This is a genomic window from Nocardioides sp. (assembly GCF_047607365.1).
In the GTDB taxonomy this organism is placed as follows: Bacteria; Actinomycetota; Actinomycetes; order Propionibacteriales; family Nocardioidaceae; genus Nocardioides.
In genome coordinates, this window is sequence record NZ_JASGDD010000189.1 from 1 (window position 1) to 15,004 (window position 15,004).

The 15,004-nt window shown below is 72.5% G+C and carries 18 protein-coding genes; 15 read left to right on the forward strand and 3 right to left on the reverse strand.

Features of this window, described 5'->3' with window-relative positions; genetic code table 11:
* From QM572_RS14320 to QM572_RS14330, 3 genes are all read left to right on the forward strand, one after another.
* Window positions 1-821 (forward strand): WS/DGAT domain-containing protein (locus tag QM572_RS14320; RefSeq protein WP_415094246.1); only part of this gene is annotated, 821 nt, incomplete at its 5' end.
* The gene (locus QM572_RS14325) at window positions 818-1,141 is read left to right on the forward strand and encodes a DUF6912 family protein (protein WP_415094248.1); all 324 of its coding nucleotides are present in this window, start codon (window positions 818-820) and stop codon (window positions 1,139-1,141) included. The genes QM572_RS14320 and QM572_RS14325, both read left to right, overlap by 4 nt.
* A gap of 4 nt (window positions 1,142-1,145) precedes the next feature.
* The gene (locus tag QM572_RS14330; protein WP_415094250.1) at window positions 1,146-1,370 is read left to right on the forward strand and encodes a hypothetical protein; all 225 of its coding nucleotides are present in this window, start codon (window positions 1,146-1,148) and stop codon (window positions 1,368-1,370) included.
* On the opposite strand, the gene QM572_RS14335 is transcribed toward QM572_RS14330, so the two are convergent.
* Both QM572_RS14335 and QM572_RS14340 read right to left on the reverse strand, forming a co-directional pair.
* A complete protein-coding gene (locus QM572_RS14335; RefSeq protein ID WP_415094252.1) occupies window positions 1,318-1,785 on the reverse strand; it encodes a DUF2505 domain-containing protein in 468 nt (155 codons plus the stop codon). The two genes, QM572_RS14330 and QM572_RS14335, sit on opposite strands and share 53 nt — an antisense overlap.
* Before the next feature lie 58 nt (window positions 1,786-1,843).
* Window positions 1,844-2,641, reverse strand: a complete 798-nt coding sequence (locus QM572_RS14340) for a Ku protein (protein ID WP_415094254.1) — start codon at window positions 2,639-2,641, stop codon at window positions 1,844-1,846.
* 59 nt (window positions 2,642-2,700) lie between these two features.
* On the opposite strand from QM572_RS14340, the gene QM572_RS14345 reads away from it, so the two are divergent.
* From QM572_RS14345 to QM572_RS14375, 7 genes are all read left to right on the forward strand, one after another.
* Window positions 2,701-3,399, forward strand: coding sequence for a L,D-transpeptidase family protein (locus QM572_RS14345; RefSeq protein WP_415094256.1), 699 nt, complete (start codon window positions 2,701-2,703; stop codon window positions 3,397-3,399).
* 9 nt (window positions 3,400-3,408) lie between these two features.
* Entirely contained in the window at window positions 3,409-4,257 is an 849-nt protein-coding gene (ligD, locus tag QM572_RS14350; RefSeq protein ID WP_415094258.1) for a non-homologous end-joining DNA ligase, read from the forward strand.
* Between the two features lie 45 nt (window positions 4,258-4,302).
* The gene (locus QM572_RS14355; RefSeq protein ID WP_415094260.1) at window positions 4,303-4,989 is read left to right on the forward strand and encodes a response regulator transcription factor; all 687 of its coding nucleotides are present in this window, start codon (window positions 4,303-4,305) and stop codon (window positions 4,987-4,989) included.
* 31 nt (window positions 4,990-5,020) lie between these two features.
* The gene (locus QM572_RS14360) at window positions 5,021-6,244 is read left to right on the forward strand and encodes a histidine kinase dimerization/phospho-acceptor domain-containing protein (RefSeq protein WP_415094262.1); all 1,224 of its coding nucleotides are present in this window, start codon (window positions 5,021-5,023) and stop codon (window positions 6,242-6,244) included.
* Between the two features lie 103 nt (window positions 6,245-6,347).
* Window positions 6,348-7,592: a CpaF family protein gene (locus QM572_RS14365; RefSeq protein ID WP_415094264.1), complete on the forward strand. Its 1,245-nt coding sequence runs from the start codon at window positions 6,348-6,350 to the stop codon at window positions 7,590-7,592.
* Window positions 7,593-7,602: 10 nt separating this feature from the next.
* On the forward strand, window positions 7,603-8,517 hold the full coding sequence (locus tag QM572_RS14370) for a type II secretion system F family protein (protein ID WP_415094268.1): 915 nt from the start codon (window positions 7,603-7,605) through the stop codon (window positions 8,515-8,517).
* Window positions 8,514-9,434 (forward strand): type II secretion system F family protein, encoded by a 921-nt coding sequence (locus tag QM572_RS14375; RefSeq protein ID WP_415094270.1) that lies wholly within the window; start codon window positions 8,514-8,516, stop codon window positions 9,432-9,434. Before QM572_RS14370 ends, QM572_RS14375 begins: the two co-directional genes overlap by 4 nt.
* A 59-nt stretch (window positions 9,435-9,493) precedes the next feature.
* Here QM572_RS14375 and QM572_RS14380 read toward each other — a convergent pair whose 3' ends face one another.
* Window positions 9,494-10,720 (reverse strand): ATP-binding protein, encoded by a 1,227-nt coding sequence (locus QM572_RS14380; RefSeq protein WP_415094272.1) that lies wholly within the window; start codon window positions 10,718-10,720, stop codon window positions 9,494-9,496.
* Window positions 10,721-10,885: 165 nt separating this feature from the next.
* Here QM572_RS14380 and QM572_RS14385 point away from each other — a divergent pair, with 165 nt between their 5' ends.
* The 5 genes from QM572_RS14385 (at window position 10,886) to QM572_RS14405 (ending at window position 14,900) form a co-directional block, all read left to right on the forward strand.
* Complete coding sequence (locus tag QM572_RS14385; protein ID WP_415094274.1) at window positions 10,886-11,074, forward strand: hypothetical protein; 189 nt, start codon at window positions 10,886-10,888, stop codon at window positions 11,072-11,074.
* Window positions 11,071-11,445 (forward strand): TadE family protein, encoded by a 375-nt coding sequence (locus tag QM572_RS14390; RefSeq protein ID WP_415094276.1) that lies wholly within the window; start codon window positions 11,071-11,073, stop codon window positions 11,443-11,445. Before QM572_RS14385 ends, QM572_RS14390 begins: the two co-directional genes overlap by 4 nt.
* 2 nt (window positions 11,446-11,447) lie before the next feature.
* Complete coding sequence (locus tag QM572_RS14395; protein WP_415094314.1) at window positions 11,448-11,939, forward strand: hypothetical protein; 492 nt, start codon at window positions 11,448-11,450, stop codon at window positions 11,937-11,939.
* Window positions 11,923-12,444 (forward strand): pilus assembly protein TadG-related protein, encoded by a 522-nt coding sequence (locus QM572_RS14400; RefSeq protein ID WP_415094278.1) that lies wholly within the window; start codon window positions 11,923-11,925, stop codon window positions 12,442-12,444. The genes QM572_RS14395 and QM572_RS14400 overlap by 17 nt, the downstream gene beginning before the upstream one ends.
* Before the next feature lie 140 nt (window positions 12,445-12,584).
* A complete protein-coding gene (locus QM572_RS14405) occupies window positions 12,585-14,900 on the forward strand; it encodes a bifunctional metallophosphatase/5'-nucleotidase (RefSeq protein ID WP_415094316.1) in 2,316 nt (771 codons plus the stop codon).
* Window positions 14,901-15,004: the final 104 nt, after the last annotated feature.

The following is a 15,004-nucleotide window of genomic DNA, read 5'->3' on the forward strand; positions in this document are numbered from 1 at the left end:
GTACGGCCCGGCGGATGGCGCGGGCCACCGCGCTCGTCACGCGTCGCCGTCCGGAGCGGCCGCTGCCGATCAACGGCCGCCTCTCGCAGCAGCGCCGCTTCGTCACCGTCGAGGTGACGCTGGAGCAGCTGCGGGCCGTGCGCGCGCTCCACGGAGGCACCATCAACGACGTCATCCTCGCGATCATCGCGGGCGGCCTGCGCGCCTGGCTGATGACGCGGGCGGAGTCGTTCTCCACGCTCAAGGGCGTGCGGGCGCTCGTGCCCGTCTCCGTCATCGACGAGAACGAGGAGGCCACCTCGCTCGGCTCCCAGATCGCGATCCACGCCGTCGACCTGCCGGTCGGGGAGGCGAGCCCGGTGGTGCGGCTGCACCAGGTCTCGTGGTCCTTCGAGTCCCACAAGGAGACCGGCCGAGGCGTCGCGGCCTCCCGCCTGGTCGGCATCTCCGGCTTCGCCCCGACGACCTTCCACGCCGTCGGCAGTCGCGCGGCGGCGTCGCGCCCGGGGGAGTCCTACAACCTGGTCGTCACCAACGTCCCCGGGCCGCAGTCGCCGCGCTACGCGGCCGGGGCGCGGATGGTGGCCAGCTATCCGGTGCCGCCGCTGACGCCCGGCCACGCGCTGGCGATCGGCGTGACGTCGTACGACGGCACGGTGTTCTTCGGGATCAACACCGACCGCGACCTCATCCCCGACGCGGAGATCCTCGGCCAGTGCTTCCAGGACGCGATCGACGAGCTCCTCGACAGCGTCTCCGGCTCGCGCCAGCGCGCACCCCGCGGCCGGAAGAAGACCACGCCGCCGGAGGAGAGGCAGTGACGCGGCTCTACGTGCCGGCCACACTCGAGCTCCTCGAGGCCTGGCACGCCGACGGCGCGGTGCCGCCCGCCGCCCTCGAGGACGCCTTCGAGGCGCCCGACGAGAGCGAGGACGGGGAGTACGCCGCGCTCATGTCGGCCGCCGACGTCTCCACGACGCTGCGCGGCCGCGGCGGGCGTCGCGTGGTGATCGTCCTCGACGGAGCCGACGGCACGCGGTGGGCGGCCGTCCACGCCGACGTGGCCGACCGCGGTCGCGATGCCGACCCCGACGACGACCTCGGCTGGTTCGCGGTCCAGGAGATCGCCCAACTACGCTGAGCCGGTGAGCGCACACGTCGTCGACCCGGCCTGGCTGATCGCCTGGCACCTCGGCGCGCTGCACCCGGTCGAGAAGTGGCTGACCCTCGCGCTCGCGTTCGGGCCGTTCCTGCTGCTGGGCGGCGTGATCGCGCTGCGGCGGCGTCAGGACGCCCGCGACGCGATCGAGGACGGCGTCACCCGGCCAGCCACCGGTGACCGACCCGCGCCTCCCGCTCGAAGGCCTTGAGCAGCAGGTCCTTGATCAGCGACTCGACCCTGCCGCCCACGAGCGGGATCCGGGCCGTCACCGACAGCCTGAAGTCCTGACGCGTGGAGTCGCCCAGGTCGACCAGGTGGATGGTGCCCTCGGCGGCGCCCGGCTTCCCGGGAACCGTCACGGTGACCGTCGCCTCGCCGCCGGTCCACCGCTCCCGCTGGCTGACCGGCAGGGTGTCGCCGACGAGCTTGCGCGCGAAGGACGGCGCCCTCTCCGTCGACTGCGCATAGTCCACCTCCACCGTGTTGCCCTCGAGCCGGACGCTGTGCGACACGGCGTGCTGCGCCTCGCAGACCTGCTCGCGGAAGGCGGCGTCGAGGACCATCGCGCGGACTTCGTCGAACGGGGCGGCGTAGGTGGTGGAGTAGGACAGCGTCGTCGTCATGCGCTCATCATGGCGTGGCGGGCGCTGCCGTCAAGCGGACCGTCGATCGGTCGGCGGGTCAGCCGGCCGCTGCCTCGCCGCGCTGCTCCTTGGCCGCCGCCACCGACTTCTGCAGCGCGGCGAGCAGGTCGACCACCTCGCCGCTGGGCTCGGTGACGGGCTCGGGCCGGGTGATCTCCCCGCCCTCGATCTTCCGCTCCACGAGCGCGTGGACGGCGGCGGCGTAGTCGTCCTCGAACTCGGCGGGGTCGAAGTCGCCCGCCAGCGTCTCGACGAGCATGTGCGCCATCTTCACCTCGGCCTCCTTCACCTCGACGCCCTCGAGCGAGACGTCGAAGTCGGCCTGGCGGACCTCGTCGGGCCACAGCAGCGTCTGGAGCGCGATGACGTCGTCGTACACGCGCAGCAGGGCGATGGTGGTGCGCTGCCGGAGCGCGACCGTCACGAGCGCGACGCGGTCGGTCTCGCGCAGCGCCTCGCGGAGCAGGCCGTAGGACTTGAGTGCGTTCTTGTCGGGCTCGAGGTAGTAGGACTTCTCGAAGAGCAGCGGGTCGATCTGCTCGCGCGGCACGAAGCGCTGCACCGCGATCTCGCGGCCCGAGGCCGAGGGCAGCGAGGCGAGGTCCTCGTCGTCCAGGACCACCATCTCCCCGTCCTCGGTCTCGAAGCCCTTGGCGATGTCGGCGTAGGCCACCTCCTCGCCGTCGAGGGAGCAGACCCGCTGGTACTTGATCCGGCCGCCGTCCTTGGCGTGCACCTGACGGAACGACAGGTCATGGGACTCGGTCGCGGAGTAGAGCCGCACCGGGACGCTCACCAGGCCGAAGGAGACCGAGCCCTTCCAGATCGCACGCATGAGGCCATCATGGCGCGGCTGCGGCTATGACGGGGCCACCGATGGGGAACGATGGGCTCATGCGTGCGCTGCTCGTCCTCGTCGTGGCCGCCCTCGTGGCCGCGCTCTGCCCGCCCGCGCCGGGCGAGGCGAGCACCGACAGCGTGACCCTGGGCGGCGTGCGGGTCCGTCTCGGCGCCGGGACGACGCAGGTGGTGACGGTCAACCGCAGCCACGGCTTCCACGCACGGGTCTCGCTGTGGGTGCTCGCGGACGGACGCTGGGCCCGGCGGCTCACGACGACCGACGGCAGGATCGGGTACGCCGGCCTGACCGACCCCGACACCCGCGTCGAGGGCAGCGGCACCACCCCGCTGGGCACCTACGACCTGACCTCGTCCTTCGGCACCCATCGGCGAGCGGCCTCGTGGGACGTCGCCTACCACCGCATCCGCGGCGGGGACTACTGGGTGGGCGACAACCGGTCGGCCTACTACAACCGGCTGCGCGCCAAGTCCGCAGGCGGGTTCCGGTGGTGGATCCCGGCCGGCGCCGACGACTCCTCCGAGCACCTCGTCCACTACCGCTCGCAGTACGAGTACGCGTTCGTCACGTCGTTCAACGCCGCGCAGGTCCGGCGCCGCGGCTTCGCGATCTTCCTCCACGTCAACGGCCGCGGCGCGACCGCCGGATGCGTCAGCGTGCCGCAGGCGGTGATGCGGCGGCTCTTCCGCGCCCTGACCCCCGCCGGCCATCCGGTCATCGCGATCGGCCGCTGAGGGCAGCCGATGGTCGACGTCCGGGCCGAGATCGACGGTCGCACCCTCAAGCTCTCCAACCTGGACAAGGTGCTCTACCCGCGCACCGGCACCACCAAGGCCGAGGTGCTCGACTACTACGCGCGGGTCGCGCCGGTGCTGCTGCCGCAGCTGCGTGGCCGGCCGGTGACGCGGGTGCGCTGGCCCGACGGCATCGGCGGGCAGAGCTTCTTCGAGAAGAACACCCCGGCCGGGGCGCCGTCGTGGATCCGGACCGTGCGGGTGCGCAAGAACATCTTCCCGGTCGTCGACGACGTCGCCACCCTCACCTGGCTGGCCAACACCGCCGCGCTGGAGCTCCACGTCCACCAGTGGCGGGTGGACGAGGCGGGGGAGCAGCTGCCCGCCGACCGGATCGTCATCGACCTCGACCCCGGCGAGCCCGCCGGCCTCCCGGAGTGCTGTCAGGTGGCGCTCCTGGTCCGCGAGCTGGTGGTCGGTCTCGGGCTCGAGGTGCATCCGGTGGCGAGCGGCAGCAAGGGGCTGCACCTCTACATCCCGCTCGCCGTGCCGGTGCCCGACCCGGCCGGCGTCGCCCGCCAGATGGCGGAGCAGCTGCAGGCGGCGTACCCGGGCCTGGTGGTGTCGTCGATGACGAAGGAGCGTCGCGGCGGCAGGGTCTTCCTCGACTGGTCCCAGAACAACGCGGCGAAGACGACGGTCGCGCCGTGGTCGCTGCGCGGGCGCGACCGTCCGACCGTCGCCGTTCCGCTGGCGTGGGACGAGATCGAGGCGGGGGCGGAGGACCCGCTGGCGATCGATCAGGTGTCACTCAGCGAGGCGCTGTCACGTGCAGGTAACACTTTTCCGGTTTTCTGACACAGGCCGCAAACAGATTCGGCACCGGTCGCCTACCATGCGGCCATGGCCCATTCGGTGCTCGTCGTCGAGGACGAGGAGGACATCGCCTTCCCCCTGGTCCGCACCCTCGAGCGCGAGGGGTACGCCGTCCGCTGGGTCGACAACGGATCCCGGGCGCTCGACGAGCTCAACCTGCGGCCGACCGACATCCTCATCCTCGACCTCGGGCTGCCTGACATGGACGGTCTCGACGTCTGCCGGACCGCCAGGGAGAGCGGGTTCGAGGGCGCGATCATGATCGTCACCGCACGCGCGGGCGAGCTCGACCGCGTCGTCGGCCTCGACTACGGCGCCGACGACTACCTCTCCAAGCCCTTCGGGCTCGCGGAGCTCCAGGCGCGCGTGCGCGCCCTGCTCCGCCGCACCGGCGGCAACACCCCGCCGGGACTGCCCGAGGGCGCGCTGCGGATCGACGCCGGCGCCCGGCGGGTCCACGTCGGCGACACCGAGGTGACGCTCACCGGCAAGGAGTTCGACGTCCTCTCCGTGCTCGCCGGCCAGCGCGACAAGGTGGTCTCCCGCGAGCGCCTGATGGCCGAGGCCTGGGACGAGAACTGGTTCGGCTCCACGAAGACCCTCGACGTCACCATCGGCCGGCTCCGGCAGAAGCTCGAGGCGGCCGGCGTGACCGACAAGGTGGTCGCCGTGCGGGGGGTCGGCTTCCGCCTCGAGGGCGGCAGTGCCGACTAGTCGGCGCTGATCGGAAGCGGATCCTGACGCCATGCATCGGCGGCTCACCGTCGCGTTCGTGATCGTGACGCTCGCCCTCTGCGTGGCGGGCTACGCCCTGCGCTCGATGATCCTGCTCGGCACGCTGCGCTCGGAGGAGAGCGACGCGGTGCACCAGCAGACCTCGGCCGCGGCGGTGGCCGTGCGCACCCGGCTCGACGCCGGCCAGGTGGTTACGACGAGCTTCCTCGCCACGCTCCGCGCCGACGACCAGCTCCTGCGGCTGCACCTGCGGGACGGCAGCGCCGACCGGATCAGCCGCGGTGCCGACTTCGTGGGCGGCGTCGACCCGAGCCGCTCCGACGACGTGTGGGGCGCCGCCGAGGTGCCGGGCGGCTACGTCATGCTCAGTGAGGCGGAGCCTCGCTTCGGCACCGCGCTGTTCCAGGGCGTGTGGTCCTTCGTGCTGCTCTTCCTGGTCTTTCCCGTCCTCGCGGGTCTCGTCGGCTACCTCGTGTCACGCGCGCTCGCCGCGCCGTTCCGCCAGCTCGCGCGGGCCGCGGGCGCCCTCGGACGTGGCCGTTTCGACCTGGACCTGCCGTCGTCCCGGATCCCGGAGGTGCGCGCCATCGCCGGTGCGCTGCAGACCTCCGCGTCCCAGCTGGAGGACCGGATCGCGCAGGAGCAGTCCTTCGCCGAGCACGCCTCGCACGTCCTGCGCACGCCGCTCACCTCGCTGCGCCTCGAGCTCGAGGAGCTCGGGCAGAGCGGAGACGTGCCCGACGACGTGCGCGACGCGGTGGACCGCTGCGTCGCCCGGATCGAGTCGCTCGACGTCGTGGCCGGCGAGCTCGTCGAGCTGGCCCGTCGCTCGTCCCTCGCCTCCGGCCCGGCGATCCCGCTCAGCGGCCTGGCCGGAGCCTGCGCCCAGCGGTGGGCCGACGAGCTCGCGCATCACGATCGCGCGCTGACCTCGAGCGTGGAGGGGGAGTCGGAGACGACGTACACGCCCGGGCCGCTGGAGCACCTGCACGAGCTGCTCCTCCTCGATGTCCTCCACCGCTCGCGCGGCGACGTCCGGCTGGTCTATCGCGCGGCGAGCGAGGGCACCCTGGAGATCTGCCTGACGGCCGACCAGTCGGCGCGCACCCGTGGCCGGTCGCGGCCGCCCGGCTCCACGTTCCTCCGCGCCCGCGCCGTCGTCACCGCGCTCGGCGGACGGGTCGAGGGCGACCAGCTCGACGAGGGCGTCGCGCTCGTCCTGCCCCGGCGCTGAGGCGTCCCGCCTTCGTGTCCACAGGTGGTCCGGCGGGTCTGGTCACGGTCCCCGCCGGCCTCTAGGGTCCTGTCTCACAGACCACTCGGGAAGGGGTTCGGCCATGGGGGCTGAGCTGTCGGGTCAGCTCGTCGACGTGCTGGACGCGTCCGTCCGCGAGCGCGTACGCCGTGAGGGGGTCGATCCGCAGGCCGATCACGCGGTCGTGCGGCGGATCGCCGAGACGGTGGTGCGCGAGCACGACGAGCGGGCGCTGACCGGGAGGGTGGCCACGCTCGACGACACCGCGGGCGTCGTCGGCGAGCTGGTCGCGCGGGTCGCCGGGTTCGGGCTGCTGCAGCCGCTGCTCGACGACCCGAGCATCGAGGAGATCTGGATCAACGACCCCTCCCGGGTGTTCGTCGCCCGCGCGGGGCGGCACGAGCTGACCAACCTGATGCTCACCGCCGACCAGGTCGAGGAGCTGGTGGAGCGGATGCTCAAGACGTCGGGACGGCGGATCGACCTCTCCCAGCCCTTCGTCGACGCGATGCTGCCGGGAGGACACCGGCTCCACGTCGTACTCGACGGCATCAGCCGTGGCTTCGCCGCGGTCAACATCCGCAAGTTCGTCCTCCGGGCCGCGCGGCTGCACGATCTCGTCGAGCTGGGCAGCCTGACCCCGGCGGCCGCAGCCTTCCTCGAGGCCAGCGTCCGGGCCGGCCTCAACATCCTCGTCGCCGGTGCGACCCAGGCCGGCAAGACGACCCTGCTCAACTGCCTCGCCGCGGCGATCCCGGGCGGCGAGCGGGTGATCAGCGCCGAGGAGGTCTGGGAGCTGCGCTTCCCGCATCCCGACTGGGTCGCGCTGCAGTGCCGCCAGGCCGGCCTGGAGGGCACGGGCGAGGTGACGCTGCGAGTGCTGGTCAAGGAGTCGCTGCGGATGCGGCCCAGCCGGATCATCGTCGGCGAGGTCCGTGCCGAGGAGGCGCTCGACCTCCTGCTGGCGCTCAACTCGGGGGTGCCCGGCATGTGCACCATCCACGCCAACAGCGCGCGCGAGGCGCTCACCAAGCTCGCCACCCTCCCGCTGCTGGCGGGGGAGAACATCTCGTCGAGGTTCGTCGTGCCGACGATCGCCGGCTCCGTCGACCTCGTCGTCCATCTCGGCCTCGACCCCCAGGGCGTACGCCGGGTCACCGAGGTGATCGCCGTGCCCGGTCGCGTCGAGGGTGACACGATCGAGACGGCCACCGTGTTCGAGCGCCACGAGGGCGAGCTGCGCCGGGCGGCCGGGATGCCGCCGCGGCCGGAGCGCTACGCCGCGCTGGGCATCGACGTCCACCGCCTGCTCAACGAGTCGGCCTGAGGCGGACGGCATGGGCGCGCTGATCGGGCTCGGCGTCGGGGTCGGCCTGGTGCTCTGCTGGTCGGCGTTCGCGCTGCCGCGGGTGCCGCGCGAGCCGTCCCCGCGCCGGCCCGGGAGGGTCGCCTCGCTCCTCGCCCGCGCCGGCCTGGGCCAGGTCTCGGCGAGCGGCTTCGTGCTCCTGTGCGCCGCCTGCGCGCTGCTCGTCGGGCTCGTCATCGAGCTCGTCTCGGGCGCCCCACCGGTTGCCCTCGCGTTCGCCGCCATGGCGGGCTACCTGCCGGTGGTGATCGTCAACGGCCGCGCCCGCCGGCGCCAGCGGGAGTTCGCCGAGGTGTGGCCGGAGGCGGTCGACAACCTCGCCAGCGCCGTCCGCGCGGGCATGTCGCTGCCGGAGGCGGTCGCGGGGCTGGCCGACCGTGGACCGGAGGCGCTGCGCCCGGCGTTCGCCGCCTTCGGGCTGGACTACCAGGTCTCCGGGCGCTTCGGGGACGCGCTCGACCGGCTGAAGGAGCGCCTCGCCGACCCGGTCGGCGACCGCGTGGTCGAGGGCCTGCGGATCGCCCGCGAGGTCGGCGGCGGCGAGCTGGGCCGGATCCTGCGCAACCTGTCGGGCTACCTGCGCGAGGACGCCCGCACACGCTCCGAGCTCGAGGCCCGGCAGGCGTGGACGGTCAACGGCGCCCGCCTCGCCGTCTCCGCGCCGTGGCTGGTGCTGCTGCTCATGTCGTTCCAGTCCGACGTCATCCACCGCTATGCGACCCCCGGCGGGACGCTCGTGCTGGCGGTCGGTGGCGGGCTCTGCGTCGTCGCCTACCGCGCGATGATGCGACTCGGCCGGCTCCCCACCGAGCGGCGGATCCTCAGCTCCACTCCGCACGGTTCCGCTCCGCTCCGCTCCGAACGACCGAGCGGAGGCCCCGGGTGACCGCGTGGGGCGCGCTCCTCGGGGCGCTGGTGGGCGCAGGCCTCCTCCTGATCGCGGCCCGGGTCAGGGTCATCGTGCGGCCGCCCGTCGAGGCGCGGGTGATGCCGTGGCTCCGCGACCTTCCCGCCGCGACCCGCCCGCGGTCGCCCGAGCCGGTGTCGGCCGCGGCCGGTGTCTTCGGGCCGGTGCTGCGGGCGGCCGCCGACCTCGTCGAGCGCACGCTCGGCGGCTCCGCCTCCGTGCGCCGCCGACTGGAGCGCGCCGGCATCGACAGGAGCGTCCACGAGTTCCGGATCGAGCAGGTCCTCTGGGGTGTCGGCGGATTCGCCCTCGCCGCCGTGTGGGCGCTCGTCCGCACGCTCTCGGACCCCGGCTCCGCCGTTGCCTCGCTGCTGGTCTGCCTGATCGCCTTCGCCGTCGGCGTCCTCGCCCGGGACAACCGCCTGACGGCGCAGGTCCGGGCCCGCGAGCGGCAGATGATCGCGGAGTTCCCCACCCTGGCCGAGCTCCTCGCGCTGGCCGTCAGTGCCGGCGAGAGCCCCGTCGTCGCCCTCGAGCGCGTGGTACGGCGCAGCGCCGGTGAGCTCTCCCGCGAGCTCGGCCGGGTGCTGGCCGACGTCCGCACCGGGACGCCGGTCGGCGCCGCCTTCGACGCGCTCGCCGCGCGCAGCGGCCTGCCGATCGTCGCCCGCTTCGCCGCCGGGATCGCCGTCGCCGTCGAGCGAGGCACCCCGCTCGCGGAGGTCCTGCACGCTCAGGCCGCCGACGTACGCGAGGCCGGCCGCCGCGAGCTGATCGAGATCGCCGCCCGCAAGGAGGTGCTGATGATGGTGCCCGTGGTCTTCCTCGTCCTGCCCGTGACGGTGCTCTTCGCCTTCTATCCCGGCCTCCTCGGGCTCCACCTGGTCACCTCCTGACCTGGCCGCAGCCGTCAGAGCGTGTTCGAGAGCCCGACGCCGAGCTCTCGAACGCGCTCTCAGATCTCGGGCCAGTCGGAGGTCAGGTAGGCCTCCACGGCACGATGTCGGAAGGCGTACGGCTTGCCACGGTCGATGATGCCCCGGACGGTGTCGAGGCGCTGAGCGGTCGGTCCGGCCTGGGCCGCGGTGGCGAACCCCATGGCCTGCGCGATCGCCGTCGCGGAGCGGTCGGCCGCGGGCAGGGCCGCCATCACCTCGAGGAGCTGCCGCTCCCGCTCGGGGAGCCGGTCGAGGATCCGCTCGACGTGACTCTCCGCCTCCCGCCGCGAGTCGCGCCATCCGGTCTCGACGTCGTCGAGCGTGATGACGTCGCCGGTTCCGGCGTACCACGCCCGGGCGCCGGCGAACTGGAAGAGGAACGGCTCTCCGCAGCAGAGGCGGACGATCGCGTCGGCGGCCTCGGGCGTCATCGTGATCCGGGCCTCGCCGCCGTGCTCGTCGGGCACGGGCCAGCCCTCGGCGACGAAGGGCCGCAGGGCCAGGGCGAGGTCCTCGTCGTCGAGGGGCACCAGCGTCGTCGTGTCGAACCGGCGTGCGAACGTCGCGCCCTTGCGTGCCGCGGTCATCTCCGCGAACTCCGGGAGGCCGGTCAGGTAGACGGCGATCGGCAGATAGGCCTGTGTCGTTCCGCCGGGGACCTCGATGGTGTGCTGGTGCGCGAGCGCGTCGCCGAGCCCGATGAGCAGCTGTGAGAGGGACGTGCCGTCGGTGATGTTCTGCACCTCGTCGATGTGCACGAGGACCACCGCGTCACGTCGGATCGCGGCGATGCCGAGCTCGACCAGGATCGCGGTCAGAGCCGTGTGCGGCGCGGGCTCGCCCCCGCCGTCCACGCTCAGCCCGACGCCGGCCAGCTCGACGGAGCGCACGCGGCTCAGGGTGTCCTTGATGCCGCGTTCGCGCTGCGCGGCCAGCCCGGCCTCGTCGGCGAGGCGCAGGAGGGCCGAGGCGACGGCCTTGAGGGGGTCGGTGCCGAGAGGGATGCGGATCTGGTCGGTGGTCCAGTCGCCCTGCCGCCGCGCCTCCGCGGCGATCCGGCGGACCAGCGTCGACTTCCCGAGACCCGCCTCGCCGAGGATCGTGCGGCCACGCTCGTAGATGCCGCTGGCACGGCGCGGTCGCAGGATGCTCTCCCAGTCGCCGATCTGGCGCGACCGGCCGGCCCAGACCGTCGGCACCGCGTCTGCGCCGGGAGTGAACGGATTGTCGACGGGTCTCCGCATCTCGATAACTTTATCACCACGGAATGGCGGTCGATAAGAGGCGCCGAGTCATCTTCCGACCCACCCATCACACTCCCTCCACAGATCCGCCGACGGGTCTGGCGCGTCGGCTGTCGCGGGCTTAGGTTCGGATTCCTAGGACTCCACTCGGGAAGGGGGCCTGTCATGGGGACAGCTCCGTTTGTCTTGCTCTACCTCCGCTTGCGGGCTCACGTGCGCGACGACCAGCGCGGGGACGTGCCGGGCTGGGTGCTCGTCACCGTCATGACCGCCGGCCTGGTCGCGGCGCTCTACGGCATCGCCGACGATCAGCTCCGCGCGATGCTCACCAGCGCGCTCAACAAGGTCTCATGAGCCGTCAGCGCGGGGCGGCGGTCGTCGACTTCGTGCTGATCCTCACCCTGCTGATCCCGCTCGTCCTCGGCCTGCTCCAGGTCTCGCTGGTGCTGTTCGTGCGCAACACGCTCGCCAGTGCCGCCGCGGAGGGCGCTCGCTATGCGGGCACCTCCGACCACGGCCTGCCCGACGGTGTCAACCGCACGCGGGAGGAGCTCTCCGGCGTCCTCTCCGCGCGGTACGCCGACGACATCTCCGCCACGACCGTGCTGCTCGACGGGGCGCCCGCCGTCGAGATCGTGGTCCACGCGACCGTGCCCGCGCTCGGCATCGGCGGCCCGGGCGTCGAGCTCACGGTGACCGGGCATGCCGTGCAGGAGCGGCCGTGACCATGCCGACGACGCTGACCATGCCGGCGATGCCGGGAGGGCGGTCCGCGACCGGCCAGCGGGGGAGCGCCCTGGTCGAGTTCAGCTGGCTCGCGATCCTCCTCATGGTGCCGACCGTGTGGCTCGTCCTCGCCGTCTTCGACGTGCAGCGGGCCTCCTTCGCCCTGACCAGCGCCGCCCGCTCGGCCGGCCGCGCCTACGCGCTCGCCGACTCCGACGCCGTCGGGCGCTCTCGCGCCGAGCAGGCGATCCGCGTGGCCCTGGCCGACCAGCACGCCGACGACGCCACGGTCGACCTCGACGTCAGCTGCACGCCGTACCCGCGGGACTGTCATGCCGGCACCTCGGTCGTCACCGTCCGCCTGGCCACGCGCGTCGGGCTGCCGTGGCTACCAGCGTCGTTCGGCCTGGGCGAGCCGTCCTTCGCCCTCGACGCCACCCACACCGTGCCGATCGGCAGGTTCCAGGAGGTGGGCGATGCGGCGAGCGACTGAGCGCGCGTTCGAGAGCTCGGAGGCGCGGAGCCCGACGCCATGCCCTAGCTCCCGAGCACGCCCTGACGGATCCCAACGGGGCTCGACGATCCCGCTGATCCTCGGCTTCACCGCGATCCTGCTCGTCGCGGCGGCCGTGGCGATCGACGCCACCGCCGCCTGGCTCCAGCGGCAGTCGCTGGAGAGCGTCGCCGACGGCGCGGCGCTGCACGCCGCCGACCTCGCGGCGCAGGGCACGGAGGTCTACAGCGGCGGCCTGGGCGACCGGCTGCGCCTGGACGACGAGGTCGCGCGCAGGTCGATCGAGGAGTTCCTCCACCGGACACGTGCGCGTGAGCGGTTCCCCGGTCTCTCGTTCACCGTCGGCGTGGATGGTGACCGGGTGAGTGTCGACGTGCGCGCGCCGCTGGACCTGCCCCTCCGCGTCCCCGGGTCGCCGGAGGCCCCGATCGTGCACGGGCGCGGCGGGGCGGTGGTGACCGTCGACGCGGGAGATAACGGCTAGGTCGCGGATATGTCTCGGAGGCATCTCGGCGCCCGTCGTGAGTCTGCGACTGTGGCAGCATCCCCCATTCCAGTCATCTCCGGTCCTCCAGTTCTCGAAGTCCGCCCAGCCGAAATCGACGCAAGGAAACAGACGTGCGCATGAACAACCGCGGCCTGGCCGCAACCCTGGTGGGAGGGTTGACGGCGTCGACCCTCTCGATCGTCCTCGCCGGCTCCTCCGCCAACGCGGTGATCGACGAGCCGCTCGACGCGAGCGGCGCCAACACGATCCAGCTCATCGCGACCAACGACTTCCACGGCCGCATCCTCGAGGACACCACGAACGCCGGCGGCGCCGCCGAGCTCGCCGGCGCGGTCAAGACGCTGCGGGCCGAGCAGCCCAACACCGTGTTCGCCGCGGCCGGCGACCTGATCGGCGCCTCGACGTTCGAGTCCTTCATCCAGAAGGACCAGCCCACCATCGACGCGCTCAACGCCGCGGGGCTCGACGTCTCCGCCGCGGGCAACCACGAGTTCGACCAGGGCGCCGCCGACCTCACCGACCGGGTCATCGCGGGCGGGGCCAACGCCAAGTGGACCTACATCTCCGCCAACGTCATCAAGCACGACACCGGCTCGCCGCTGCTGGACCCGTCGTACGTCAAGTCCTTCTCCGGCATCAACGGCACGGGTACGTCGACCGCGGGCTGCACCACGGCCACCTCGGCCTACAACAGCGCGGTCGGCGCCACCGCGGCGCCGAAGGCGCTGGTCGCCTTCTACACCAAGCAGATCGCCGACGCGACCAAGGTCCTGAAGAAGCTGCGCAAGAAGCACAAGAAGGCCCGGGCGAAGCACCTCGCCAAGACCGTCGTGCTGCTCAAGAAGCGGCTGACGAAGGCCAAGGCGCCGCTCGCCGCTGCCAACGCGGTCGCCGCCGCCGCCTCGACCGCCAAGACCGCCGCGTGCAAGGACTACCGGATCGGCTTCGTCGGCGCCGTCACCGAGGACCTGCCCTCGCTGGTCAGCCCCGCGGGCATCGCCGGCCTCGACGTCACGGCGATCCCGGCCGCGGTCAACGCCGAGGCCGCCAAGCTGAAGGCCGCCGGCGTCGACTCGATCGTCCTCCTCGTGCACGAGGGCTCGGAGTCGACCGACTGCGCCACGATCGCCGCCGACACCACGTCCAACTTCGGCCGGATCACCTCCCAGGTGAGCAGCGACGTCGACGGGATCATCTCCGGTCACACCCACCTCGCCTACAACTGCGAGCTCACCAAGACGACCAACGGCTCGGTGACCGGCAAGCGCTTCGTCACCTCCGCCGGGCAGTACGGCACGAAGATCACCCAGACCGTCCTCAAGATCGGCGCCGACAACAAGATCTCCACGGCCACGACCGCGACGATCGATCTGACCCGCGCGTCGACCTCCGCGTCGCAGGCGTTCACCCCCGACGCCGACGTCGCGGCGCTCGTCGCGGCCGCCAAGACCAAGGCCGACGAGCTCGGAACGGTCAAGATCGGCTCGCTCGAGGGCACCTTCGACCGGGCCAAGCTCGGCAACGGCTCGACCACGGTGACCACGACCGAGAACCGCGGCGGTGAGTCCACGCTCGGCAACCTTGTCGCCGAGGTGCAGCGCTGGGCGACCGAGAGCACCGAGTCGGGCGCCGCGCAGATCGCGTTCATGAACCCCGGCGGCCTGCGCGCCGACATGCCGGGCGGCACCACGGCGCCCGTCGACCTGACCTACAAGCAGGCCGCCACGGTCCAGCCTTTCGCCAACACGCTGGTGAACCTGAAGCTCACCGGCGCGCAGCTCAAGACGGTGCTCGAGCAGCAGTGGCAGCGTGACTCCGCCGGCAAGGTGGCGAGCCGCCCGTTCCTGCGGCTCGGCGTCTCCAAGGGCTTCACCTACACCTACACCCAGGCCGCCGGCACCGATTCGGGCGGCACCGCTGTCCAGGTGGGCACCGTGACGGGGATGTGGCTCAACGGCGTGAAGATCGACCCGGCCGACACCACCACGAAGTACTCCGTGACGGTGAACTCCTTCCTCGGCTCCGGGGGCGACAACTTCCGGGAGTTCGCCAACGGCACCGGCAAGAAGGACACCGGCAAGGTGGACCTGGAGGCGATGGTCGACTACCTGGAGGCCTACGCGACGAGCACGGCCCTCCCGGTGGACTACAGCCAGCGCGCGGTCGAGGTCTCCAAGACGGTCTCGGGCGACCAGGTCACGCTCAACATCAAGTCGTGGCTCCTGGCGGGTGCCGCCAAGAAGGACGCGACGCTCGACGTCAAGGCGGGATCGACCACCCTCGGCACCGCGACGCTCGACAACACCGTGTCCTCCACGGCGAACGACGACAACGGCACCGCGTCGATCACGGTGACCGTCCCGTCGGGCACCACCGAGCTGACGCTCGTCGGCGCGACGACCGGCACGTCGATCACGGTCCCGCTCAGCTGACCCGATCGTCCCGCTGACGCCAGCCCCGTCACCCCCGTGGTGGCGGGGCTGTCGTCCGCCCACCCTTCCCTCGCCGTTGCCGGGGAGTTCACCTCCGCGTCGGA